This is a genomic window from Aeromonas sp. A600620, from assembly GCF_029479985.1.
In the GTDB taxonomy this organism is placed as follows: Bacteria; Pseudomonadota; Gammaproteobacteria; order Enterobacterales; family Aeromonadaceae; genus Aeromonas; species Aeromonas veronii_A.
This window is the reverse complement of record NZ_JAAKXB010000011.1, coordinates 44,480-68,543: the sequence shown is the minus strand read 5'-3', so window position 1 is coordinate 68,543 and position 24,064 is coordinate 44,480. Positions and strand designations below refer to the sequence as shown.

Here is a 24,064-nt window from a genome sequence, read left to right as displayed (position 1 = left end):
AATGATGAGGCATCGTTATCGAGGGAAAGTGGATATCTGTTCACTGGGTGCTTGCGTTGGCAGGCCTGACGAATTGCGGCGTGGTTCTTTATGTTTCTGTTCAGGATCGATCTCTCCCGAACCGGGTTACGCTTCGGCGGTGCTTTGCTGGTCTTTACCCTGCCGCTGCTGGTGGGAGCTTGGCTCATCCACAGCAATTATGTGCAGGAGCTGAAAGCGGAATCCAGTGCCTCGGCCCACAAGGCCAGAACCCTGATGGAGTCGATGCTGGATCATGCGGAGCAGGCCAATCGCTCCGTGCTGCCCTTGGTGAATGCTCCCTGTCGCGACAACCTGCTGGTGCTGCGCAAGAAGGTCGCCATCGAGCCTTTCCTGCGTTCGGTCAATCTGGTGCGAAACGGCATCATCAATTGCACTTCGCTGTTTGGTGAGGCCAATGATGCCGATGACGGCTCCATCTACACTGGCCGCAAGCTGCTGCTGATGAGTGGCAACCGGGTGCGGCAAAATCACCCGCTGCTGGTGGTGCGCACCGAACAGGGGAAGGATGCCGCCTTGAGCGCCATCGACAGTACCCAGCTCAGCTTCATGCTCTCCATGAGCGGAAAATCCAGTGCGCTCTATCTGCAGGTGGGATCGGCCTGGCTCAATGAGTCTGGCCGCTATCTGAGCGAGGCGCCCACCCTCCATCGCGGGATCAGCCAGGCCCTCACATCATCCCATTATCCTTTCACCATCCATGCCGGTTATGCCATGCCGGTCTACTGGAAGTCGCTGTGGGCCGCGCGGCATGTGGCGCTGTCGTGGCTGGCGGTTTCCTCGCTTTTGCTGGCCTGGCTGGTGTGGTGGGTGCTGGGGCGGCCCGGCTCGCCAACAGATGAGTTGCGACGTGCCCTGCGGGCCAGGGAGTTTGTTCCCTATCTGCAGCCGCTGATTGCCAGCCACGACGGCAAGATGATGGGCGCCGAGGTGCTGATGCGCTGGGAACATGTCAATGAAGGGGTGATCCGGCCCGATCTCTTTATTCCGCAAGCGGAGGAGTCGGGACTGATCGTCCCCATGACCACCCATATCATGAAGCAGGTGGCGACACGGTTGAACCGCTCTCAGGAGCAGTTGCCCGACGGGTTTCATATCAGCTTCAACATCAGCGCCGCCCATTGCCACGATTTTGCCCTGCTGGCCGAGTGTCGCGCTTTCCTCGGTCACTTTGTTCCCGGCAAGGTGGTACTGGTGCTGGAACTGACCGAGCGGGAGCTGCTGATGTCAGATCCCCAGACCCTCTCCCTGTTCCGCCAGCTGGACGAGATGGGGGTCAAACTCGCCATCGACGACTTTGGCACCGGCCACTCCAGCCTGGCTTACCTGCAGCAGTTTCATGTGGATTACCTCAAGATCGACAAATCCTTTATTGCCCGCATCGGTACCGAGTCGCTCTCGGAGCATATCGTGGATAACGTGATCGATCTGGCGACCCGGCTCGGTCTGGCGCTGGTGGCGGAAGGGGTGGAGAGTGAGCGTCAGGCTGACTACCTCAGGGCCAAAGGGGTCGATTATCTGCAGGGGTACCTGTTTGCCCGCCCCATGCCGCTGCGCCAGTTCTGTGAGGAGCTGCTGCCGGAAGAGGCACAGACCCGCCAGCCAGATGGGGTGCGAGGCATCCCGAACGCCACCTGATCTATCGGTGACAGACGGGCGGCCACGCTCCCGTCTGGCAGGGTAGGGGAGTGCTCTCCCCCTATCCCCCCTCTAGTGCAGGGGCTTGTTTTCCATGCCTTGTGGCTCACTTTTCGGTAGAATCGGCGCTCATTTTGACGTCAGTAAAAGATGAGGCGCGGTATGACGGTTCAGTTCCAGGCATTTCACAGCATCAAGGCGATCGGTAATCGGGAGGTGCTGTTCAACTGGTCGAGAACCAATCCCCTCGGGGCGCTGGATCAGGTGTGGCGCCCGAAAAACCGCGACGAGCTGCAGGCGCTGCTGCGGGAACACCCCGAGCGCAAGCTGCGTCTTATCGGCTCCGGCCTCTCTTTTGAGCCCATTCACAGCGTCTATACCGAGGGCAGTCAGGCACTGCTGGTGGACTTGCACCACCTGCGCGGCCAGTTGGCGAAAACCGCCGATACCGTGACCTATCAGGCGGGGACGCCGCTCGATACCGTTTATGCCGAGCTGATCGCCATGGAGCGGATGCTGCCCGCATCCCCGGGCGTTATCGGCATCCAGACCCTGGGCGGCGCCCTCAGCACAGGTACCCACGGTCAGGGGCTGCACCAGTCTGCCCTCTGCGATGTGGTGGAGGCGATGACGGTGATGCTGGCCAATGGCGACATCATCCGGGTGGATCGCACCGATCCGCGCTTCGGCGCCTTCGTGATGGGGATGGGGATGCTCGGCATCCTGCTCGACGTCACCCTGCGCACCGTGCCAAATCGCATCATGCGCTGCACCAAGTTCACCACCGACTACCCCTTCCTGCTGGAGCACAACGAACGGCTCAACCGCGAGCACGGCTTTGTGAAGAGCTGGTGGTTTGCCTGGACCGGCGAGAGCCACATCTGGCTGGTGGATCCCGCCTCCGATGACGAGGTGGCCCGCTACCGCGCTGGCGGCAGCGAGCCGCTGCTGCTGGATGGCGATATCGACGCCCGCATGAACGCCACCATTGATGCCACCTTGCAGAAGATGGCGAAAGATACCAAGGATGAGGCGCTGGCCGGTGAGCACTTCGAGACGGTGCGCCGCTTCAAGGATGCCTCCGATCTGGTGGGCAACGTCTACCAGATCCTCTGCAAGGGGATCCCGGCACCTCAGATCAACTGTGAGGTGGCGGTGCCGCTTCATCGGATGAACGAGGCACTGGAGACCCTGCAGGCCTGGCAGCAGGCCAACCCGGGCGTGCTGCACTACCCCTTTATCCTGCGCTGTACCGGCCCCTCTGAGGCCTGGCTCAGCGCCGCTTATGGCCAGCCGGTCTGCTGGATCGGTTTTCTGGTCTATCTGGCGGCGGACGGCACCTTCGTCAACGGCTCCATGGAGCAGATGCGCGAGCTGCAACAACTGCTGGTGCCGCTCGGCGGCATTCCCCACTTCGGCAAACATCTGGCGATGGATCTCTACGACTTCCCGGCCCTGCTGCCGCGCTGGAACGACTTCGTGGCGTTGAAAGCCGAGCTCGACCCCTATGGCCGCTTTGAAAACCGCTGGCTCAGCGACCTGTTTGCCAACCGGTAAGGATCTGACATGACCGATATGCAAGATACCCGTATCCCAGTGACCCTGCTGACCGGCTTTCTCGGTAGCGGCAAGACCACCTTGCTCAATCACTGGGTCAAGCAGCCGGAGCTTGGTGAGTGCGCCGTGCTGATCAACGAGTTCGGCTCGGTGGGGCTGGATCACCATCTGGTGCAACAGGTGGATGAGCAGGTGATGCTGCTCGACTCCGGCTGCATCTGTTGTTCGGTGCAGGGCTCTTTGGTGGAGGCGTTGCAGGGGCTCTTTATGAAGGCCATCCAGCGCAAGATCAAACCGTTCAAGCGGCTGATTATCGAGACCACTGGCCTCGCCGATCCGGCCCCCGTGCTGTTCACGTTGAGGGAAGAGGGCTTTATTGCCCAGCGCTACCGCTTCGATGGCACTGTCACCGTCGTGGATGCCGGCCATATCGAGCAACAGCTGGCGGCTCAATATGAAGCGGTGAAACAGGTGGCGCTGGCGGATCTGCTGGTGGTGAGCAAAGGCGATCTGGTGGATGACGAGCAGCTGGCACGGGTCGAAGCCCAGTTGGCGGCACTCAATCCGGCGGCCCCGATCCAGCAGGTGACCAATGGTGAACTGTCGCCAGCAGTGCTGGAGAAGCTCGGCGTCTACAACGAAGCGGCAGGGCGCGATGTGCGCCAGCTGCTGGCCTGGCTGCGCACCGAATCTCCCAAGCAGGGGCTGGCGTCACCGATGCAGCCGAAGATGCAACCGTTCGCCGCCAAGGTAGGCACTGCTGCACCCACCCACTTCGAGCACGGCAACATCGAGAGTTTCTCCCTGCGTATCGGCGAGCCGCTCAAACCCTCTCGCTTGCTGGCCGCCATCGATGCGGTGCAGGCCCAATATGGCGATGCCCTGCTGCGCCTCAAGGGGATTTTGCAGCTGGAAGGGGAGAGCCAGCCGGTGGTGATCCACGGCGTCCACGGCCAGCTCTATCCGCTGCAGGCGCTGGGCGACTGGCCGGAGGGCAAGGCCCAGTCCCGACTGGTGTTTATCGTGAAAAGTCAGGACAAGGCCGGTATCGAGCAGCTCTTTATGGCGACCCTCAAGGCCCCCGAGCCCACTCTGGAAGAGCGGCTCAAAGCCATGCTGGGTCAGCCCGACAACTGATCTTGCGCGTTGCAGCTCTCCTGCATCAGGTCAGGACGGCGACGGTTGAACAGCACAAACGCCACCGGCACGAAGTAGAACGAGAGCAGGGTCGCCAGCGCTGTGCCACCGGCGATGGCGATGGCAAAGGGGGGCCAGAAGCCGCCGCCCCCCAGCAATAGCGGGATGAAGCCGCCCACCGTGGTGATGGTGGTCGAGACGATGTGGCGGCTGCAACCGGCCACCAGATCGCGGATCTGCGGCAGATTGCCCTGTTGTGCCAGCGGGTCTGCCCTCAGCTCGGCCAGAATGACGATGGCGGCGTTGATGGCCAGCCCCATCAGTCCCAGCAGGGCGATGATCACCGTAAACCCGAAGGGGTACCCCAGTAGCCAGACCCACAGCAGCCCGAGCCCAGCCGACTGGATCGCCACCAGGGTGACGATGCCTGCCAGCCGGAACGAGTTGAAGCTGAGCACCAGCACGGCCACCAGCAGCACGGCGACCAGGCTGACGTGCGCCATCAGATTGCCCACCGATTCATCCCGCTTGGCGGCTTCCCCGCCAAACTCCAGTCGATAGCCCGGCGGCAATGCCAGCGCCTTGGCGGCCAGCCTCTCTTTGACCTGCTCCAGCACGGTTTGCGGCAGTACGCCGACCGCCAGATAGGCCTCCATCACATTGACCCGCTCACCATCCCGGCGGCTGATCTCCCCCCAGCTTGGCAGCAGCTCGGGAGTGGCCAGCGCCCGCAAGGTGAGATTGGCTGCCCCTTGCTGGCCGGTGCCGGTGAGCGACAGCGGCACATTGAGCAGCGCATCCGGATCCTGACGCAAGGGCTCGGCCAGCCGCACCCGAACCGGGATTGACTCGGTGCCTTCCAGCACAGTGCCGCCCAACCTGCCATCCAGTGCGCCCGCCAGCCGGGAGGCAACATCGGTCAGGCTCATGCCTGCCAGTCGGGCTGCCTCCTCATCGACCTGCAACCAGAGTTTGGGTGCCCCTGCCTGCAAGGTGGCGCGGGTCTGCACCACGGCCGGGGTATTGGCGAGCAGACTGCGCAGCTCCTCTCCCAGACGGTGTAGTTGTTCAAGGTCGGGGCCAAACAGCCGCAGCTCGACCGGGGCATTGAAAGGTGGCCCCTGTTCCAGCTTGCGCACCAGGATCTGCGCTTCGGGAAATGTTGCATCGAGCCGCTGCTGCAGTTGTGGAATGAGCCGCTCGGCAGCATCGGCATCCTGCAGAGTGATCATCCCCTGGGCGTAATCGGCCCGCCCCTGTTTTCTGGGCACCAGGTTGTAGTAGAAGCTGGGGGCGTTGTCGCCCACCACCCAATCCTGACGAATCAGCTCGGGGAGACTGGCCAGCTCGGCGGAGATCCCCAGAGCCAGCTCGCGGGTGCGCGCCAGGCTCGCCTGTGGGGAGAGGCCGGCCTCGATGTGGATCATGTCCCGGTCGGCAGGGGGAAAGAACTGTTCGGTGAGGCGGCCCGCCACCCAGAAACCGAGCAGGGGCAGCAGACTGACCAGCAGCAGGGTACGCCAGGGGTGAGCCAGCGCCATGGCGATGCTCTGCTGGAAACGGGCGCTCACCCGGGGCAGGTGCAAGCCATCCTGATACCAGCGCCCCCCCTGGTCACTGCCAATCCAGCGGGCTGCGAGGCCAGCCACTAGGGTGTGGGCGATGAGGTAGGATCCCAGCAGCGAACAGATCACCGCCCAGGCGATGCCGCCGACAAACTCGCCCGCCGGGCCCGGCATCAGAATGATCGGCATAAAGGCGAGCATGGTGGTGAGGGTGGAGCCCAGCAGTGGCAGCCAGAGGTGGCCGATGGCTTCCAGTGCGGCGGCACTCATGGCCATGCCGTGGCGGCGCTGATACTGCACCCGATCCGCCATGACGATGGCGTTGTCCACCATGATCCCGAGCGCCACCACCAGACCGGTGACCGACATCTGGTGAATGGGCAGATTGATCAGGTTCATGCAGGCGAAAGAGAACGCCACGGTAAGCGGCAGCGACAGGGCCACGATAATGGCGGCCTTGACTCCCAAGGTCACCAGCAGCACTGCCACGATGATGAGGAAGCCCTGCACAATGTTGAGCAGCAGGGTATCGAGCCGCTGATCGGTATAACGCTGCTGATCGAAGCTGGTGACGAGGCCGATATTATCCGGCAAGTCCTGTTGCAGCTTGGCCAGCATTGTATCGACCCGTGCCGACCAGAGGTCGATGCGGTGATCCTGTGCCATCCGCAGGCCGACCACCACGGCCCGTTCACCATTGGCAAAGGCCAGCTGACTCTCCGGCTGGTGCAGGGTACGTCTTACCTCGGCCAGATCGCCAAGGCGCAGGGTCTGGCCCTGCTCGCCGGTACGCAGCGGGATCTGGCGGATCCGCTCCAGGGTATCGAGGGCGCCGCGGATCTCCACCTGAAAGCGATTGTGGCTGCCCTGCAACTCTCCGGCGGTTACTTTGGCATCGGCACCGCTCAGCGCCTGGGCAAGCTGTTCGCCACTCATGCCGCTGGCACTGAGGGCGAGGGGATCGAACCGCACCTCGATCTCCTCCTGTGGTGTCCCGACCCGCTCGACGTATTCGGTGCCCGGCAGCTGGCGAGCCCGGCGTTCCAGCTCGGCGCTGTAGCGGGCGAGGCGATCCAGCTGCGGCTGGCCCGGCCCGCGCCAGACCACATTGACCAGCCGGGTGAAGGGGTAGCCCTTCTCGTCATCCAGCTTGGGGGCACTGGCGCCTGCTGGCAGTCCGGCGGCCAGATCTGCCAGCCGGTCACGAACTCTGGACCAGACAGGCTCGACATCGCTGACCTCATCCTTGAGCTCCAGATTGATGATGGAGAGACCAGGGCGAGAGCTCGACTCGATCAGCTTGATCTCGCTCTGGGCCCGCAGCCGGTTCTCGATGGGCTCGCTCACCAGCGCTTCCACCCGTTCGGCGCTGGCCCCGGGGAAGTGGGTAACCACGCTGGCAAAACGGCTGGTGAGCTGGGGATCTTCGGTTCTGGGCAGGGTCTGCAATGCCGCAAGGGCGGCCGTCAGCAGCAGTGCGACCGTCAACAGCAGCAGGCGGCCATTCTCGATAAACGGGCGGATCATGACTGTGGCTCCGGATGCGCCACCTGATGATCCACGCTGGTGGTCAGGGTGACCTGCTGGCCCGGCACCAGTTTATGCAGGCCATCGGTCACCAGCTGTTCTTGTCCGTTCAGGGCACCACTGATCCAGGCTCGTTCGCCATCTTGCTGCAGCAGGGTGACGTCCCGACTGACTACTCGGGGTGGCGTTTCGTCGTTGAGCAGATAGAGGGTCCAGCTGCCGCGCAATCCCTGGGTCAGCGCGGTGAGCGGCACCTCGTAAGCACGGGTGGGCTCGCGGGTCTGATGCAACAGGGTGATCAGTTGCCCCTCTGCCAGTTGTTCGCCGCCCCGGGTCAGCTGGAAGCGGGCGGTGCGGGTGTGGGTCTGCCCGTCCACTTGTACCCCCAGATTAAGCAGGCGCCCCTCCAGTGATTGCACACCGCTTTGCAGGGGGTAGCGTTGGCCGACGATCAGGGTCTCGGCCTGTTTCACCGGCACGCCGATATCGGCCTCCCACTGGCCGCTGCGGGTCAGGGAGAAGAGAGGCTGGCCTGCGGCCACCACGGCCCCCAATGCCTGCTCGCGGCTGACCACAATCCCGTTGAAGGGGGCGCGCAGCTGTGATTTCTCCTGTTTGACCCGGTTGGCTTCGAGGGCGGCGGCCAGCTGGTTGGCGCTTGCCTCCAGCATGCGGACTTTGCCTTGCTGTTCATCCAGCGCCTGACGGGAGCTGAACTGCTGCTGGCGCAGGGCGGTGAGTCGATCGAGCGTCTGCCGGGCAAGGGTCAGCTCGGCCTCGTTCTGGGCGGCCCGGGCGGCCAGCTCTTTGGCTTCCACTGCCAGCAGCCGGGTGTCCAGTGTGGCGAGCAGTTCGCCGGCCGCGACCGGCTCTCCGCGTCCCTTGTGCAGAGTGGCGATCCGCCCTGCCAGCTCGAAGCCTATCTGGCTGTGCTCGGGGGCGATCACCCGGCCATTGAAGCGGTGCAGCACCGGGTAGTGATCGCTGGCTTGCAGCGGCTGGGCGATCACCCGGGTCAGGGCGGGTGTTTCTTCTGACTCAGTGACCGGGCTGCAGCCACTCAGTAACAGCGCCAGCAGGATTAAGCAAAGTGTCATGACATCATCCTCTGGTTGACATAACATCAAATCACACCGGTGAGTCTAGTTTTTCGAAACTAGACTGTCCAGTTTGATTGTGGAGGAAAAATGAACATTTCACCCCGTAGTCAGCAGAAGCGGGCTGCGATCCTCGATGCTGCCGGGCGGCTCTTCTGTCAGCACGGTCTGCATCTGGTCAGCATGGACATGGTGGCCAGTGAAGCGGGCGTCTCCAAGCAGACGGTCTACAGCCATTTTGCCAACAAGGAGTCGCTATTTGCCGAAGCGGTGGGCAGCAAGTGCGTCAGCAGTGAGCTGATGCCGGAGGTATTGTTGCGTGGCAACAATGTGCGGGAGAGCCTGATTGCCTTTGGCCGCAGCTTTCGCAAGTTGATCCTGAGCGATGATGCCATCAATATCTTTCGCACCTGCATCAGCTGCAACGATGCCCAGCTGGCCACCCTTTTTTTCGAGGCGGGCCCGCTCTATGTGACCGAGATGCTGTCCAACTGGCTGGAGCAGCAGAAGCAGCAAGGCCTGCTTTGCCATCAAGACAGCGAACAGGCCGCCTTGCAGCTGTTGCTGATGTGGCAGGGCAAGGAGCGAATGCTCCGTGAGCTGGGTCTGCCGTTGACCCAGAGTGCTGCCGAGCAGGATGCCTGGACCCTGAGTTGTGTCGATCTCTTCCTGACCGCCGCCGCTCCCCCGCAAAAATAATGGAGGTGGCAATGAGCCACACAGTGACAGATGCCCAGCGCAAGTGGCTGCCCCTGCTGGCGGCGGTCGGTTTCTTTATGCAGGCGCTGGATGGCACCATTCTCAACACCGCCCTGCCCAGCATGGCCGAGACCTTGGGAGAGAGCCCGCTGCAGATGCAGTCGGTGATCATTGCCTACATGTTGACGGTGGCGTTGCTGATCCCGGCTTCCGGCTGGCTGGCTGACAGATTCGGCACCCGCCGTATCTATCTGGCCGCCATCTCGCTGTTCACGTTGGGCTCTCTCGCCTGTGCCGCCTCCAATTCCCTCTCCATGCTGGTGGCCGCCCGGGTGCTTCAGGGGATTGGCGGTGCGCTGCTGATGCCGGTGGGGCGGTTGGCGGTGCTGCGTGTCTATGACAAGCACGAGCTGCTGCGGGTGATGTCGTTTGTCACCATCCCTGGGCTGCTCGGCCCGTTGATGGGGCCGGCGCTCGGTGGCTGGCTGGTGGAAGTGGCGAGCTGGCACTGGGTGTTCCTCATCAACCTGCCGGTGGGGCTGCTCGGCTTTATCGCCAGCTGGCACTTTATGCCGGAGCTGCGGCAGCAGACCGCCCGGTTCGACTGGCAGGGCTTTGTGATGTTCAGCGTCGGCATGGTGTTGGTGTCGGTCGGCTTGCAGGGACTGGGGGAGCACAGCATCTCCACTGGTTGGGCGTTGTTTGCACTGATCTTCGGCTTAGCGGCGATGGCGAGCTACTGGCTCTATGCCGCCAATGCACCGCAGCCGCTCTTTAGCCTGAACCTGTTCAAGACCACCACCTTTGCCATCGGCATCTGGGGCAACCTGTTTGCCCGCCTCGGCAGCGGCGCCATGCCCTTCCTCACCCCGCTGTTTCTGCAGCTGGGGCTCGGTTTCTCGCCAAGCAAGGCGGGGATGACCATGATCCCTACCGTGATTGGCGCCATGCTGACCAAGACGCTGGTGAACAAGCTGATTCCGAAGGTGGGCTATCGCCGCATTCTGATCGGCAACACCCTGTTGCTGGGGGCGATGATCGCCAGCTTCTACTTTATCGACAACCAGCTCCCTTACGGAGTCTTGCTGGGCTGGCTGGCGATCTTCGGCGCCATCAACTCGCTGCAGTTCTCCGCCATGAACACTCTCACGCTGCAAGATCTCAGCTCGACCCTGGCCAGCAGTGGCAACGGTCTGCTCTCGGTGGTGATGCAACTCTCCATGAGTTTGGGGGTGGCGATTGCCGCCAGCCTGCTCGGGCTCTTCTCGGCGGGCACCTCAGCGGGCACCTTAGTGGCCGAGGGTCAGTGGCTGGCCGGGTTCCACCTTACCTACCTCTGTGTCGGGTTGCTCTCCATGCTGGCGGCGCTGATCTTCGCCCAGCTGGCGCGCGATGGGGCTACGCCGTCGGCGCGGGCAGATAGCTGACCTCGCAGGGGAGCTGCGCCAACACTTCGGCCAGATGCTCGGTCGCCAGCAGAAAGGTCTGCTCCGGGTGGCCCGGAGTCCAGGTGAAGGCGGTGTGGTTGAGCAGTTGCGGATCCACCAGTAGCGGAATATCGGCGCGGGGCAGGAAGGGGCAGACCGCTCCCGGCAGGCAGCCAATCTCCGCCTGCATCTCTTCGGCGGTGCAGATGGAGGGCTTGGCACCGAGTGCGGCCTTGACCGCCTTGTTGTCGAGCCGCCCGTCCCTGTGGGTCAGCAGCAGAGCGAAGCGGCCATCCTTGAACTTGAGAAACAGGGTCTTGCTGAACTCAGCCTGCCAGCCGAGGCGGGCCTTGACCTTCTCGTCGGTGGCGTAGTCGAGGATGGGTTCATGCTCATAGCGCTGGTGGGGCAGTTCGGCCAGCAGCTGGCAGTTGAAGTGGTGAATGGTATCGAGTGGCATGGGGTTCTCCTGTAGTGGGCGCTATCCTGCCAGCCTCGCAGGGGCAGGCCCAATGACACTTTCTTATCCGTGATAAGCAACCCTGTCCGTGCAAACAACAAGGGCGCCGTGAGGCGCCCTTGCGGATCAGTGATGTTGCAATTCGCACGCTTCCCAGTGAAAGGGAATAGGGCACAGCTGCTGGGAGGCCTTGTCATAGGCTTGCCACAGCTCGCCCATGGTGCGGCCATCGACGGGGTGGCGCAGATTGGGGGCCAGTTCGGCCAGCGGCCAGAGCACGAAGGCGTTGGTGAGCACTTCACCGCGCGGCAGCACCAGCGGGGTGTCGCAGACCAGATCGCCATAGAGCAGCAGGTCGAGATCCAGGGTGCGCGGGGCGAACTTCTTGGCATCCGGCTCGCGGCCGTGGGCGAACTCCATGGCCCGCAGTCGCTGGCAGACGGTGGCCAGCGGCAGATCGGTCTCGGCAGCCGCCACCAAATTGTAGAAGGGGCGGCCGTTGAAGCCGACCGCTTCGCTCTCGAATACCCGGGAGACCCGCAACTCGCCAAATTCGGCGTGCAGGGCATCGAGTCCGGCACGGATATGGCGATCCCGCTCGATGTTGGAGCCGAGGCTGATATAGATGGTGGTCATCAGTTGCTGCTCGCGGCCGGAGTGCGATGGCGCAGGATCTCGACGCCGACCCCGGCGGCATTGGGCACGGCGCCTGGCTTGGTGAGGGTCACCTTGACCCACTGCACCCGCTCGTCGGCGAGCACCAGCATGGCAACCTGCTCGGCCATGGTCTCGACCAGCTCGACCACCTTGCCGCTGACATGCTCGCAAATCTTGTTGGAGAGGTCGGCATAATCCAGTGCCAGATTGATGTCGTCGGTTGCTGCCGCGGGGCGGTTGTCGAACCCCATCTCGAGGTCAAAACGGAGCTTTTGGCGAATGCCCTTCTCCCACTCATATACACCGATGGTGGTCAAAACTTCGAGTCCGCGAATAAACACCTTGTCCATGACTGTACTTCTTCTTTACTCTTGATGGGCTGTGATGACAGCGCAGGGATGCTGGCCGGGCAACAGGCTTGCCGAGGCGCTCTGGGTGGGCATGGGCCCATGCCAGCGTATGTGGCCCGCATCATACCCCATTCATATCGTGGTAAAAACGACCAAGATGACGGCCCTGACGATTTTGATGATTATTCTGGCCTACCTGGGTGGTTCACTATCCAGTGCTGTGCTGGTCTCCCGTTGCACCGGTCTGCCCGACCCGCGGGATCATGGCTCCCACAATCCGGGGGCAACCAATGTGCTGCGCCTCGGTGGCCGGATGGCGGCGCTGGTGGTGCTGCTGCTCGATGTGCTTAAGGGCACTGTGCCCGTCTATCTCGCCTGGTATTTGCAGATAAAGCCGGTCTACCTCGGCTTTATCGGGGTGGCCGCCTGTCTTGGCCACATGTACCCCATCTTCTTTCATTTTCGCGGTGGCAAGGGGGTGGCTACGGCGCTGGGCACCATGATGCCGCTCGGCTTCACCATGGGGGGCGCTGTCATCGGCACCTGGCTGCTGGTGTTGCTGGCAAGCGGCTACTCTTCGCTGGCCTCCATCATTACCGTACTGCTCACGCCACTCTTCACCTACCTGCTCAAACCCGAATACACCCTCCCTGTCTCGCTGCTCTCCTGCCTTATCCTGATCCGCCATCACGAGAACATTTCCCGTCTGCTCAAGGGGGAAGAACCCAGAGTCTGGCGGCGAAAAGGGTGTGCCAGTGGCGAGGAAGTGGGAAAAACGGGTGATGTTGAGCAAAAAAGAGACGAACGAGACAAAAAGTAAAATTTCCCGTTGACCATCCGCCTTAAAATCCGTTTAATAGCGCCCACGCCCAGATAGCTCAGTCGGTAGAGCAGGGGATTGAAAATCCCCGTGTCGGCGGTTCGATTCCGTCTCTGGGCACCAAATTTTGGTGCCATGAAATAAAAAATTTGTTCATGCACAATGGTTTAAAGTGTGCCGGCTTAGCTCAGTAGGTAGAGCAACTGACTTGTAATCAGTAGGTCACCAGTTCGATTCCGGTAGCCGGCACCATTTGCCCAGATAGCTCAGTCGGTAGAGCAGGGGATTGAAAATCCCCGTGTCGGCGGTTCGATTCCGTCTCTGGGCACCACTAATAATTCCTCCTTAGCTCAGTCGGTAGAGCGACGGACTGTTAATCCGCAGGTCGCTGGTTCGAGCCCAGCAGGAGGAGCCAAACCGAAAAGCCCTTGTCGCAAGACAAGGGCTTTTTTTCTTTGGTTCAATACCGAGTTTTTACCATAACAACAATCACACACGCACAGAATGACGGCAGGATAGATATGGAAAATCAAGTAGTTATAGACTCAAAGGGGCGACTGGCCACCATCCGCGAGTGGCTTGAGCCCGTGCTGGTGCTGCTGATCCTGGGCAGCCTGTTTGGCTACCTCGGCAGCCAGATGGGCCTCTCCGCCATGGTCAACACCCTGTTCAATACCGCCCACCAGCTGCTGCTCAATACCGTGCTCTTCATCATGGGGATCACCGTACTTTCCGGCGCTCTCAGCCAGCTGCTGAGCGAATTCGGGGTGATCCGGCTGCTGGAGGTGCTGCTGGCCCCCCTGATGAAGCCGGTGTTCCGCTTGCCGGGGCGCACCGCGCTGGCGGCGCTGATGACTTTCTTCTCCGATAACCCGGCGGTGATCAGCCTCGCCAAGGACAGCCGCTTTCGCAAGGGCTTCACTCCCTGGCAGCTGGTGTCTCTGACCAACTTCGGTACCGCCTTCGGCATGGGCCTGATCGTGGTGACCTTTATGGCTACCCTGCAGCTACCGGGCGGGGAGTCTACCGCCAGCGCGGCGCTGATCGGTCTGCTCGGCGCTCTGGTTGGCTCTGTGGTCTCTACCCGACTGATGCAGCGGATGATCCGCCCGCTGGTGGGTGAGGTGCTGGACGATGAGCCGACTGATGCCAAGGGGCACAAGGTCGGGGTCAGCAAAGAGGTGGCGCCGGGCTGGCTGCGGATCCTCAACTCATTGCTCGATGGCGGCAAATCCGGTGTGGAGCTGGGAATGGCGGTGATCCCGGGCGTGCTCATCATCAGTACCTTCGTCATGCTGCTCACCTTCGGCCCGGGGGAGAAGGGCTATACCGGCGAAGCGTTTCAGGGGGTTGCCCTGCTGCCGGTGCTGGCCGCCAAGGTTAGCTGGCTGTTTGACCTGCTGTTCGGCTTCCAGCAGCCGGAGCTGGTCGCCTTCCCGGCAACCTCGCTCGGTGCGGTCGGTGCCGCCATGTCGCTGGTGCCCCCCTTTATTGCCAAGGGGTGGATCACCGGCAACGAGGTCGCGGTGTTTACCGCCATGGGGATGTGCTGGAGCGGCTTTTTGAGCACCCACACCGCCATGCTCGATGCTCTCGGCTATCGCCATCTCACCTCCCGCGCCATTGTCGCCCACACGGTCGGCGGCCTGTGCGCCGGGGTGGCAGCGCACCAGCTTTATATGCTGCTGGGCTGAGCAGAGTGAAAAGAGAGAGGGGCGCTGCGGCGCCCCTTTCTGTATCTATCGGTGACGAGTTGGCTCGTCCTTCGGTTTACTCAACATCGCCGATCAGGCTCTGTGCGATCACCGCTTCCGGCATCATCTCCCGCAGCCCGGCGATCAGTTTTTCCCCCGCCTCATGCAGCGCAGCCAGCGGCATCTCGGGCAGGCTCTCCAGAATGAACCACATCTGGCCCGAATCGACACTCAATCGGGTGCGTATACCCTGCCGCCAGTTCCAGCGCCGACAGGTGACCCCCTTGTCATCCCGCCAGACGACCTCGCCGGGCTCCACTGGTTCGTGGGTCGGCTCGCCCCCCTTCATGGTATCGAACCGCTCGCTGCCATCGGCCACCACCAGTCGCGGCAGTCCCTCATAGGCAAGCAGGTTTTCGCCCCCCACCGGAATGGCGTAACGGATACTGATGGCGTTGTAGAGATCGACTACGGGAGCGATGGCGGGCAGGTTGCCATCGCGGGCGACCCGTTTTCTCAGAGCTTCGGCGGAACAGGGAGTCCGCTGCGGCTTGGCGCCGAACTTTCTGAATAGATCGCCCCAGGCGGCGAGATGCGCCTCTGCCCACGGCACATCGGCAGTCAGCATGGCGGTGCAGGCTTCATCAAGGGCGCGTGCCCCCACGTTCGGGTCAACCACGGCTGCGGCCTGCACCGTGATGCTCAGAGCGCGAAAGCTGGGAGCCAACTGGCTGACTTCGGGGGAGATATAGGGGGTGATCAGGGACATAGCGACTCCATAAAACGAACGAGGCTGGGAGAAGGCGGTTGCCGGCCAGCATAGCGGCAACGGCAAATCCGGTTTGAGAGCCATCTTGCGCGAACATTTTAGATAAGAAAATTTACATGATCTTAATAGCCATAAGTTTCATGAATGAAAAATGATGTGTTCAAGGAGATGGCGGGCATTTACCGGTATATAGCGAAGAGTAGCCCTGCGGTTTCCGGTTCGTTGCGGCAATACCCCTTTGCCGCCTTGATCTGCAGCGGCAGCCGCTGGCCGTCCGGCTCTCTTGTGATGCCCTCAGTTGTCATGCCCAAGCACGAGGCGGTCACTCAAATCGCTTGATTGCTCAATGAGTTGGCTATGGCTGGCGTTTTTTCATCGTTCTGGCCCCGCTTATGCATTTCTCTTGGCAACACCATCAAGGGTCGTTGTCGCGGAGAGATATCATGATCAGCAGCCTGCTTCCCCTTGCCTCTATCGCCCTCAAGCTGGGCAGTCAGCTGCTCGGCAGCAGTGCCAAACCCGAGTCTGTGCAGCAAACAGTGCAGGAAGATCGCCTCGCCCCTACCGTCCAGAGCTTGTTCCAGCGGCTGGGAATCAAGGATGCCAATAGCGAGCAGAACCGCGCTGCCATCAACCACTTTATGGGGGAGCTGATGCAGACTCTGGGGCAGGAGAATGGCGGCCAATCCCTCCCTGCCGCCATCGATAGCGCCCGTAGCCAGTTGGCCAATGGTACCCAGAGCACCCGCCTCGATGCGCTGCAAAGCGAGCTCGATACCCTCAAGGATTCCCTCGGTGCCAGCAATCTCAACCTCGACCAGCTGCTCGGCGCCTTTAAACAGACCCTGCCCAATGGCAAGGGGGAGGGGGTGGGCAAACTGCTCAATGCCAGCGCGTGAAATGACTGAAAATATGGATTTCAGTAGATGACGAGCCTGTCAATAAATAATCTGGTAGCGTATTCGTGTGGATGTGATGCAAAGCGTGACTATGGCTATTTCCCCATGAAATAGCCCACCCGTTTCATATCCATAGAAGAGAGGAATTCATATCTTTCTATTCGTGGAGAATCAAAGATGTTTTCAATCAAATCAATGAAATGTAAGAAATGCAGTAACCACTTCAAAGGGTTCGTGCTGGGTTCTCTCAACGTAATGAGTGAATACACTGCAGCTTGCCCAGCTTGTGGAGATATCCTGTCAGTTTATGGAAGTGGTGAATTCATTGATAAGGCAATACCTGCAAATGCCATTATGTTGAAAAGCGCTTAAAGCCAAGATAAAGCAAGAGGGGGAGCGATTGCTCCCCCTCTTATTTTCCAAATACATCAGAGATCAACCCGCTCGCTTGGCCAGCCACTGTTCGGCGGCGGTGAGGGCCGATTCGATCTGCTCGCGGGCGACGCCGCCCTTGGCAACCCGCTTGGCCAGGGTCGCCTCCAGCTCCAGGTTCGGGTAGACATCCTCCCTCACCACGGGGCTGAAGCGCTGGAACTCGGGGAGGGATAGCTCTTCCAGCGGCTTCTTCATCTGGATCGCGTAAACAACGGTCTCGCCGACGATATGGTGCGCCTCGCGGAACGGGATGCCCTTGGCCACCAGATAGTCCGCCAGCTCGGTGGCGTTGGCGTAGCCCCCCTGCGCCGCCGCCATGGTGCGCTCGCCATTGACCTTCAGATCGATCAGCACTAGGGCCGCCATGTCGAGGCAGTCGTGCCAGGTGTCGAGGGCATCGAACAGCCCCTCTTTGTCTTCCTGCATGTCCTTGTTGTAGGCCAGCGGCAGCGCCTTGAGGCTCATCAGCATGCCCATCTGGGCGCCGACCACCCGGCCGGTCTTGCCACGGATCAGCTCCAGCGCATCCGGATTCTTCTTCTGCGGCATCAGCGACGAGCCGGAAGTGACCGCATCGGAGAGCTCGACAAAGCCAGCCTCGCCGGTGTTGTAGAAGATGAGATCTTCGGCAAAGCGCGACAGGTGGGTCATGGAGAGGGATGCTACATGCATCAGCTCCACCACGTGATCCCGATCTGAGACCGAATCCAGACTGTTGCGGGTGGCACCGGCAAAGCCCATGTCCAGCGCCAAGGCTTCGCGGTCGATGGCGTAGGCGGTACCCGCCAGTGCGCCGCAACCGAGCGGGCTGGTGTCGAGGCGCTTGAGGGCATCCTGCAGCCGGGAGTAATCCCGCTCCAGCATCTCCACATAGGCCAGCGCCCAGTGGGCGTAGGTGACCGGCTGGGCCCGCTGCAGATGGGTGTAGCCCGGCAGCACGGCGGCCTGATTGGCGCGGGCGGAGGCCACCAGCCCCTGTTGCAGGGCGGTGATGGAGCCGAGCAGCAGCTCACCCTGCGCCTTGCACCAGAGTTTGAGGTCGGTGGCGACCTGATCATTGCGCGAGCGGCCGGTGTGCAGCTTCTTGCCAAGATCGCCGACGGCGGCGATAAGCTGGCTCTCGACCCAGGAGTGGATATCTTCAGCGTCCGATCTCAGGATCTGCTGGGGATCCTGCTGCACAGAGGCGAGCAGTACTTCCATCGCCTGCTGCAGCTTGCCCTGTTCACCCTCGGTTAACACGCCCACCTTCACCAGCGCTTTGGCCCAGGCCATGGAGCCCTGAATATCCTGCTCCGCCAGCCGGTAATCGAACCGCAGCGAATCGTTGAACTGCTTGAACCGGCTATCGGCTCCCTGACTGAAGCGTCCACCCCAAAGTGCCATACTGCTCTCCTTGAATGCGTTGTCGGTAGGCGTTTGCGCCTGCCCTACTCGCGCGGCCTCTTGGCCTGCGCGCAGAAATCTTGCCCTGTATTTTCCTGTATAACAGTGCGGTGGTGAGGAGTGCTGTTGCCGTTGAACATGTCACATCCAGCAACTACGAACCGGTCCCCTCTCCCTCTGGGAGAGGGCTAGGGTGAGGGGAATGGCCAATGACCTCCCCCTCATCCCCAACCCTTCTCCCACAAGAGGAGAAGGGAGAAAATACGTCAGCATCATATTCACACAGCCCCTGTTATCTCACAGAAGCGACCGGGGCGCTGCCGCTCTTGTCACACCGCCGATGATGGATCAGGGGCCATGCCCTCGACCTGTAGAAGAGGGGGCTATGCCCCCTCAACGGAATCAACGGGTTATCGTGCTTGCTTAGCCGTGGGTGTGATCACCACCGATGGCCTGATGCTGCTCTTTCATGGCGCGGATCCGGCTGGCCAGGGTGTAGAGACGGATAAAGCCTTCGGCATGGCTCTGGTCGTACACTTCGTCGGCGCCGAAGGTGGCGAAGTCTTCGGAGTAGAGGCTGTTCGGCGACTTCTTCTGCACCGCGGTGACCTGACCCTTGTACATCTTCAGCACCACTTCGCCATCGAGATCTTCGGCGATGGCGTTGGCAGAGGCGACAATGGCCTTGCACAGCGGGGTGAACCAGCGACCGTCATAGACCAGGTGGGAGAACTCGGCCCCCAGCTTCTCCCGCCAGGCGCGGGTCGGGCGATCCAAGACCAGCTCTTCTACCGCGCGCAGCGCAGCGACCATCACGGTACCGCCCGGGGTCTCGTAGCAGCCGCGGGACTTCATGCCCACCATCCGGTTTTCGGTGATGTCGATGCGGCCCACGCCATGCTTGCCGGCACGCTCGTTCAGGGTCATCAGGATCTGGTGCGGGCTGAGCGGCTGGTCGTCAACGGCCACCACTTCACCCTGGGCCACGGTCAGCTTGACGTACTCCGGCTGATCCGGGGCCTGTTCGGCGGAAACGGTCCACTGCCAGACCGCTTCGGAGGGCTCGTTCCAGGTGCTCTCCAGCTCGCCACCCTCGGTGGAGATGTGCCAGGCGTTGGCATCGCGGCTGTAGATCTTCTTCAGGGTCGCCTTGCAGGGGATCTGACGGGCTTCCAGGTAGGCCAGCAGATCTTCCCGGGAACGCATGTCCCACAGACGCCAGGGGGCGATCACTTTCAGCTGGGGTGCCAGCGCGGCCACCGCACCTTCGAAACGCACCTGATCGTTGCCCTTGCCGGTACAACCGTGGGAGATGGCGTCGGCCCCTTCCGCCAGCGCCGCCTCGACCATCGCCTTGGCGATCACCGGACGGGCCATGGAGGTACCCAGCAGGTAGGTGCCCTCATAGACGGCGCCGGTCTTCAGGGTCGGGTAGACGTACTCTTTGACGAACTCTTCCCGCAGATCCTTGACGATGCACTTGGTGGCGCCGGAGGCGATGGCTTTTTGCTCGATCCCTTCCAGATCGTCACGCTCCTGACCGACGTCGGCAACGAAGGCGATGATCTCCGCATCATAGTTTTCCTTCAGCCAGGGAATGATGGCCGAGGTATCCAGTCCGCCCGAGTAAGCCAGTACGATCTTGTTGATTCCGCTCATTTACTTCTCTCCATGATGATTCGATAAAAGGGTGTGATTTGGGGTCGGTTGCCGTTATTTGTGCCCAAGCAGGGTCAGCAGCACGGCGTTCTGGATATGCATCCGGTTTTCAGCCTCGTCCATGATGAGGGAGCCAGGCCCGTCCATGACCTGAGAGGTGATCTCCAGCTCCCGGTGCGCCGGCTGGCAGTGCAGCACATGCTGGATGCCGGTGCGGTCGAGCAGGGCCTGGTTGATCTGATAAGGCATAAAGATATCTTTTACCTGCTCCATTGGCGTGTTGTCACCCATGGAGACCCAGGTATCTGTGTAGGCCACGTCGAACCCTTCGATATCTGCCACGTCATCGCTGATGTGGATGGTCGCCCCTGACTTGGCCGCCAGAGCCTGCGCCTGCAGGAAGATCTGGGTATCCGGGCCGTGGCCTTTCGGGCAGATCAGGGTGACGTCGGTGCCGAGGGTCGCCCCCAGCAGCAGCAGAGAGTGGCTGACGTTGTTGCCATCGCCGAGATAGGCCAGCTTCACCTTCGACAGATCGCCGTAGTGCTCGCTGATGGTCATGAAGTCCGCCAGCCCCTGGCAGGGGTGGTAGAGGTTGCACAGGCTGTTCACCACAGGCACTGTGCCGTGTTCCGCCAGCTCGACCAGAGTCTGGTGATCGAACACCCGGGCGACGATGGCATCACACCAGCGCGACAGGTTGGCGGCAAAATCCTTCACCGATTCGCGCTTGCCCAGCGCGCCGTTCTGCTGATCCAGATAGACGCTGTGGCCACCCAGTTTGGCGATGCCGATGTCGAAGGTGACCCGGGTGCGCAGGGAGGGTTTCTCGAACAGGGTCACCACGCTCTTGCCCGCCAGTGCCTGGCCGTACTTTTTCGGATCTGCCTTGACCGATTTGCCCAGGGCGATCAGCGCCTCGATCTGGGCCTTGCTCAAGTCGCTGTCTTTCAGAAGATGTTGCATCGAATGTTCCTTGTTCTGGTGGAGATCAGAGAGAGACCTGGGTGCCAACCGCACCGCCGGCCAGCAGCTTGAGCAGCTGATCCGGGTAGCGCCAGCTGGCGACACAGACCGGTTTGCCCAGGGTCTCGGCGGCATGCAGGGCGGCTTTCACCTTGACCGCCATGCCGTCGCTGATCACCCCCTTCTCCATCAGATCCAGCGCGGTCACTTTGTCGAGCTGGGGCACCAGCTTGCCCTTGCCATCCAGGATGCCGCTCACGTCGGAGAGCATCACCAGGTCGGCGCCGAGCGCCTCGGCAATGGCGGTAGCCGCCTGATCCGCGTTGACGTTCATCAGCTGCCCCTCGGCAGTGATGCCGATGGAGCTCACCACCGGCAGGAAGCCCTGCCCCAGGATCCCCGCCACCAGTGCCGGGTTGCCCGGCTGGCAGTCACCGACCGCGCCGAGTGCCGGGTCGAGCTGGCTCACCTGGCACAGACCGCCGTCCGCCAGACAGAGCCCCACCGCCGGGATGCCGGTGGCGATGGCCTTGGCCATCATCTGCTTGTTGGCGGTGCCGGCCAGGGCGCCGGCGATAAACGGGATCTGCTCGAACGGGGTCACCCGCAGACCGTTCTTCTTGGTGGAGGTGAGACCCAGCCCCTTGAGCAGGTCATCCACCAGGCAGCCGCCGCCGTGCACCAGCACCAGGGGTCTGTGCTGCTCGTCCAGAAAGCTTTTGAGGGTGGCGAACAGGGCGGTCAGCGCCTCGTCGTTCTCGATCAGTGCGCCGCCCAGCTTGATTACCAGAGTCTGCTTGTTCATCGTTGCGATCCTTCCTTGAGTCCTTAAATCAGGCCGGTGGCCGGTTCAAATCCGAATTTGATATTTATGCACTGCATGGCCTGGGAGGCGGCGCCCTTGAGCAGGTTGTCGATGGCGGATACCACCACCAGCATGTTGCCCTGCTGTTGCCAGGCGAGGTCGCAGTAAGGGGTGCCCGCGACGCCACGGATGGAGGGCATCTGGCCGGTCAGGCGCACCAGCGGCTTGCCCTCGTAGGCCTTGAGGTAGGCCTGATCCACCTGGGTCGGCGTCACTCCATCCGCCAGCTGCACATAGATGGTGGCCAGGATGCCGCGCACATAGTTGCCAAGGTGGGGTTGGAACAGCACCTCCTTGCCGAGGTGGTGGCTGATCTCCGGCTGGTGTCTGTGATTGAAGGTGCCGTAGGGATTGAGGCTCACTTCGCAGAAGCTGGTGTTGATGGCCGCCTTGCGACCGGCGCCGGAAACCCCGGAGACGGCGTTGATGATGGGCTGCCACCCCTTGGCAATCAGACCATCCTGCTGCAGCGGCTTGAGGGCGCACAGCGATGCGGTCGGGTAGCAACCCGGCACGGCAATCAGCTGGGCGGTGGCGATGGCATCGGCATTCCACTCGGCCAGGCCATAGACGGCCTGATCCAGCCACTGTTCGCTCTGGTGGGTGAAGCCGTAGAAGCTGTCGTAAAAGCCCTGATCCTTGACCCGGAAGGCGCCGGAGAGATCGAACACCGGCAGCCCCTTGGCGAGAAACTTGGGCGCGAGCTCGGCGCTCACCTCGTGGGCGGTAGCCAGCAGCACCAGATCGGCCTGGGTCAGGATCCGGGTCATGCCGTCGTCGTCCAGCGACAGCAGCGGCTGATCGAGGGCGCCGACCCACTGGGGATGTAGGGAAGAGAAGCGCTTGTGGGCATCCTGACTGCCGGCGGAGACGTAGAGGCCGAACAGCTTGAGTTGTGGGTGGTTCTGTACCAGTGCGGCCAGTTCGGCTCCCGCGTAGCCACTGGCACCGACGATGACGGTGTTAAGCATGTTGAATATTCCAAGTCAGAGTTCGAGATTCACAGCATGACGCTGCAGTGCACAAGGGTGTTCGATCGCCCCTTTGCACAAGTGCGGAGGGGCAATTCAGGCGGGTGTGTGTCGTCGGTTATAGATCAGGTGACAGAACATTAACTTTCCCTTACAACTAGAAGCCTTTGTTGATGAGCCAGATATTCAGGTAAAATTACAGAATATTCATGCACTCGCTTTGCATTTGTATTTTCTAACAGAAACATTCCGGGGACGCAAGGAGGAGCTGATGGCCAATCTGGATTTTTTTTCACTTTATAAGAATATTATTGCGATTCCCTCTATCAGCAGCACGGATCCCAAGTGGGATCAGAGCAATGAGGCGGTGATCCGGCTGCTGGCCGACTGGTTCGGTCAGCTCGGTTTTCAGTGCGAGGTAACTGCGCTCCCCGAGCTGCCGGGCAAGTTCAATCTGGTGGCGACGATCGGTCAGGGGGAGGGCGGACTGCTGCTGGCGGGTCACACCGATACGGTGCCGTTTGATGAAGGAGGGTGGAGCAAGGATCCCTTCAAGGTGACCGAAGAGGGCAATCGCCTCTATGGCCTCGGCACCATCGATATGAAGGGCTTCTTCGCCTTTATCGTCGAGGTGCTCAAAGAGATCGACCTCACCAAGCTGACCAAGCCGCTGCGTATTCTCGCCACTGCCGACGAAGAGACCACCATGGCGGGGGCCCGTGCCATCGCCGCCGCTGCCGAGCTGAAACCCGACTACGCCGTGATTGGCGAGCCGACCGGGCTGGTGCCGGTGGTGGCCCACAAGGGGCATATGTCGGAGGCGATCCGCATTACCGGCAAGAGCGGTCACAGCTCGGATCCCGCCAACGGCGTCAACGCCATGGAGATCATGCACAAGGCGATGGGGCAGGTGCTGCGCTTGCAGCAGGATCTGAAAGATCGCTATGCCGATCACCGCTTTGCCGTGCCGCAGCCGACCCTGAACCTTGGTTACATTCAGGGCGGTGACAGCCCGAACCGCATCTGCGGTTGCTGCGAGCTGCATATCGACCTGCGACCCACTCCGCAGGTGGGGCCGGATGAGCTGATGGGGATGCTCAAAGAGGCGCTGTCACCCATCGAGATCCACCAGCCGGGCTGCCTGCATATGCAACATCTGCATGAACCCATTCCCGCCTACGCTTGCGCCGACGACTCTCTGCTGGTGCGCGAAGCAGAGAAGGCGAGCGGTCGCGCCGCCGAGTCGGTCAACTACTGCACCGAGGCGCCGTTTATCCAGCAGCTTGGCTGCCAGACCATAGTGATGGGCCCCGGCCATATCACCCAGGCGCACCAGCCGGATGAGTATCTCGACCTCTCCTTCGTCAAGCCGACCACCTCGGTGTTGCAGCACCTGATCAGACGTTTTTGCCTGTAGCGGCGGCGGTGAAAGGGGCGTAAAAACTGT

20 protein-coding genes and 4 tRNA genes are annotated in these 24,064 nt (G+C 61.6%); 13 read left to right on the top strand and 11 right to left on the bottom strand.

Annotated elements, in window-relative coordinates; translation table 11 throughout:
• Nucleotides 1–90: 90 nt before the first annotated feature.
• The 3 genes from G5533_RS14250 to G5533_RS14240 all read left to right on the top strand — a co-directional run bounded on the left by G5533_RS14250 (nucleotide 91) and on the right by G5533_RS14240 (nucleotide 4,371).
• Entirely contained in the window at nucleotides 91–1,677 is a 1,587-nt protein-coding gene (locus G5533_RS14250) for an EAL domain-containing protein (protein WP_088868335.1), read from the top strand.
• 162 nt (nucleotides 1,678–1,839) lie between these two features.
• Nucleotides 1,840–3,234 (top strand): D-arabinono-1,4-lactone oxidase, encoded by a 1,395-nt coding sequence (locus G5533_RS14245; RefSeq protein ID WP_421209441.1) that lies wholly within the window; start codon nucleotides 1,840–1,842, stop codon nucleotides 3,232–3,234.
• A 9-nt stretch (nucleotides 3,235–3,243) separates the two neighbouring features.
• Nucleotides 3,244–4,371 carry a CobW family GTP-binding protein gene (locus G5533_RS14240; protein WP_258721559.1) on the top strand — a complete coding sequence of 376 codons (1,128 nt, stop codon included), beginning with the start codon at nucleotides 3,244–3,246 and terminating at the stop codon, nucleotides 4,369–4,371.
• Here the strand turns inward: G5533_RS14240 and G5533_RS14235 are convergent.
• Both G5533_RS14235 and G5533_RS14230 read right to left on the bottom strand, forming a co-directional pair.
• Complete coding sequence (locus tag G5533_RS14235) at nucleotides 4,356–7,463, bottom strand: efflux RND transporter permease subunit (protein ID WP_441254935.1); 3,108 nt, start codon at nucleotides 7,461–7,463, stop codon at nucleotides 4,356–4,358. The genes G5533_RS14240 and G5533_RS14235 overlap by 16 nt on opposite strands.
• The gene (locus G5533_RS14230) at nucleotides 7,460–8,560 is read right to left on the bottom strand and encodes an efflux RND transporter periplasmic adaptor subunit (RefSeq protein WP_441254933.1); all 1,101 of its coding nucleotides are present in this window, start codon (nucleotides 8,558–8,560) and stop codon (nucleotides 7,460–7,462) included. The genes G5533_RS14235 and G5533_RS14230 overlap by 4 nt, the downstream gene beginning before the upstream one ends.
• 90 nt (nucleotides 8,561–8,650) lie before the next feature.
• Between G5533_RS14230 and G5533_RS14225 the strand changes: the two genes are divergently transcribed.
• Entirely contained in the window at nucleotides 8,651–9,259 is a 609-nt protein-coding gene (locus tag G5533_RS14225) for a TetR/AcrR family transcriptional regulator (protein ID WP_005355070.1), read from the top strand.
• Nucleotides 9,260–9,270: 11 nt separating this feature from the next.
• On the top strand, nucleotides 9,271–10,686 hold the full coding sequence (mdtD, locus tag G5533_RS14220; RefSeq protein ID WP_265062012.1) for a multidrug transporter subunit MdtD: 1,416 nt from the start codon (nucleotides 9,271–9,273) through the stop codon (nucleotides 10,684–10,686).
• Here mdtD and G5533_RS14215 read toward each other — a convergent pair.
• The 3 genes from G5533_RS14215 to folB all read right to left on the bottom strand — a co-directional run bounded on the left by G5533_RS14215 (nucleotide 10,658) and on the right by folB (nucleotide 12,153).
• The gene (locus G5533_RS14215; protein ID WP_005336108.1) at nucleotides 10,658–11,146 is read right to left on the bottom strand and encodes a YbaK/EbsC family protein; all 489 of its coding nucleotides are present in this window, start codon (nucleotides 11,144–11,146) and stop codon (nucleotides 10,658–10,660) included. The two genes, mdtD and G5533_RS14215, sit on opposite strands and share 29 nt — an antisense overlap.
• Before the next feature lie 126 nt (nucleotides 11,147–11,272).
• A complete protein-coding gene (gene folK / locus G5533_RS14210; RefSeq protein WP_139435022.1) occupies nucleotides 11,273–11,782 on the bottom strand; it encodes a 2-amino-4-hydroxy-6-hydroxymethyldihydropteridine diphosphokinase in 510 nt (169 codons plus the stop codon).
• The gene (gene folB / locus G5533_RS14205; protein ID WP_005355064.1) at nucleotides 11,782–12,153 is read right to left on the bottom strand and encodes a dihydroneopterin aldolase; all 372 of its coding nucleotides are present in this window, start codon (nucleotides 12,151–12,153) and stop codon (nucleotides 11,782–11,784) included. The genes folK and folB overlap by 1 nt, the downstream gene beginning before the upstream one ends.
• Nucleotides 12,154–12,310: 157 nt before the next feature.
• Here folB and plsY point away from each other — a divergent pair, with 157 nt between their 5' ends.
• From plsY to G5533_RS14175, 6 genes are all read left to right on the top strand, one after another.
• The gene (gene plsY, locus G5533_RS14200) at nucleotides 12,311–12,973 is read left to right on the top strand and encodes a glycerol-3-phosphate 1-O-acyltransferase PlsY (RefSeq protein WP_421255489.1); all 663 of its coding nucleotides are present in this window, start codon (nucleotides 12,311–12,313) and stop codon (nucleotides 12,971–12,973) included.
• Nucleotides 12,974–13,020: 47 nt separating this feature from the next.
• Nucleotides 13,021–13,096: transfer RNA gene (locus tag G5533_RS14195), tRNA-Phe, on the top strand.
• A 53-nt stretch (nucleotides 13,097–13,149) separates the two neighbouring features.
• A tRNA-Thr gene (locus tag G5533_RS14190) sits at nucleotides 13,150–13,225 on the top strand.
• Between the two features lie 3 nt (nucleotides 13,226–13,228).
• Nucleotides 13,229–13,304: transfer RNA gene (locus G5533_RS14185), tRNA-Phe, on the top strand.
• 8 nt (nucleotides 13,305–13,312) lie between these two features.
• Nucleotides 13,313–13,388: transfer RNA gene (locus G5533_RS14180), tRNA-Asn, on the top strand.
• 106 nt (nucleotides 13,389–13,494) lie between these two features.
• Nucleotides 13,495–14,667 carry a CD0519/CD1768 family membrane protein gene (locus G5533_RS14175; protein ID WP_215802146.1) on the top strand — a complete coding sequence of 391 codons (1,173 nt, stop codon included), beginning with the start codon at nucleotides 13,495–13,497 and terminating at the stop codon, nucleotides 14,665–14,667.
• 76 nt (nucleotides 14,668–14,743) lie between these two features.
• On the opposite strand, the gene G5533_RS14170 is transcribed toward G5533_RS14175, so the two are convergent.
• A complete protein-coding gene (locus tag G5533_RS14170; RefSeq protein ID WP_421255488.1) occupies nucleotides 14,744–15,436 on the bottom strand; it encodes a B3/B4 domain-containing protein in 693 nt (230 codons plus the stop codon).
• 443 nt (nucleotides 15,437–15,879) lie between these two features.
• Between G5533_RS14170 and G5533_RS14165 the strand changes: the two genes are divergently transcribed.
• Nucleotides 15,880–16,335, top strand: coding sequence for a hypothetical protein (locus tag G5533_RS14165; protein WP_421255487.1), 456 nt, complete (start codon nucleotides 15,880–15,882; stop codon nucleotides 16,333–16,335).
• Between the two features lie 435 nt (nucleotides 16,336–16,770).
• Here the strand turns inward: G5533_RS14165 and argH are convergent, their stop codons facing one another.
• From argH to argC, 5 genes are all read right to left on the bottom strand, one after another.
• Nucleotides 16,771–18,156 (bottom strand): argininosuccinate lyase, encoded by a 1,386-nt coding sequence (gene argH, locus G5533_RS14160; protein ID WP_421255486.1) that lies wholly within the window; start codon nucleotides 18,154–18,156, stop codon nucleotides 16,771–16,773.
• Between the two features lie 423 nt (nucleotides 18,157–18,579).
• The gene (locus G5533_RS14155) at nucleotides 18,580–19,815 is read right to left on the bottom strand and encodes an argininosuccinate synthase (RefSeq protein WP_010635203.1); all 1,236 of its coding nucleotides are present in this window, start codon (nucleotides 19,813–19,815) and stop codon (nucleotides 18,580–18,582) included.
• Between the two features lie 54 nt (nucleotides 19,816–19,869).
• Nucleotides 19,870–20,781, bottom strand: coding sequence for an ornithine carbamoyltransferase (locus tag G5533_RS14150; RefSeq protein ID WP_421255485.1), 912 nt, complete (start codon nucleotides 20,779–20,781; stop codon nucleotides 19,870–19,872).
• A 25-nt stretch (nucleotides 20,782–20,806) separates the two neighbouring features.
• Nucleotides 20,807–21,586: an acetylglutamate kinase gene (argB, locus tag G5533_RS14145; protein ID WP_411587105.1), complete on the bottom strand. Its 780-nt coding sequence runs from the start codon at nucleotides 21,584–21,586 to the stop codon at nucleotides 20,807–20,809.
• 23 nt (nucleotides 21,587–21,609) lie between these two features.
• Nucleotides 21,610–22,617: an N-acetyl-gamma-glutamyl-phosphate reductase gene (gene argC / locus G5533_RS14140; RefSeq protein WP_441254930.1), complete on the bottom strand. Its 1,008-nt coding sequence runs from the start codon at nucleotides 22,615–22,617 to the stop codon at nucleotides 21,610–21,612.
• A gap of 271 nt (nucleotides 22,618–22,888) precedes the next feature.
• On the opposite strand from argC, the gene argE reads away from it, so the two are divergent.
• Nucleotides 22,889–24,034, top strand: coding sequence for an acetylornithine deacetylase (argE, locus tag G5533_RS14135; protein WP_421255483.1), 1,146 nt, complete (start codon nucleotides 22,889–22,891; stop codon nucleotides 24,032–24,034).
• Nucleotides 24,035–24,064: the final 30 nt, after the last annotated feature.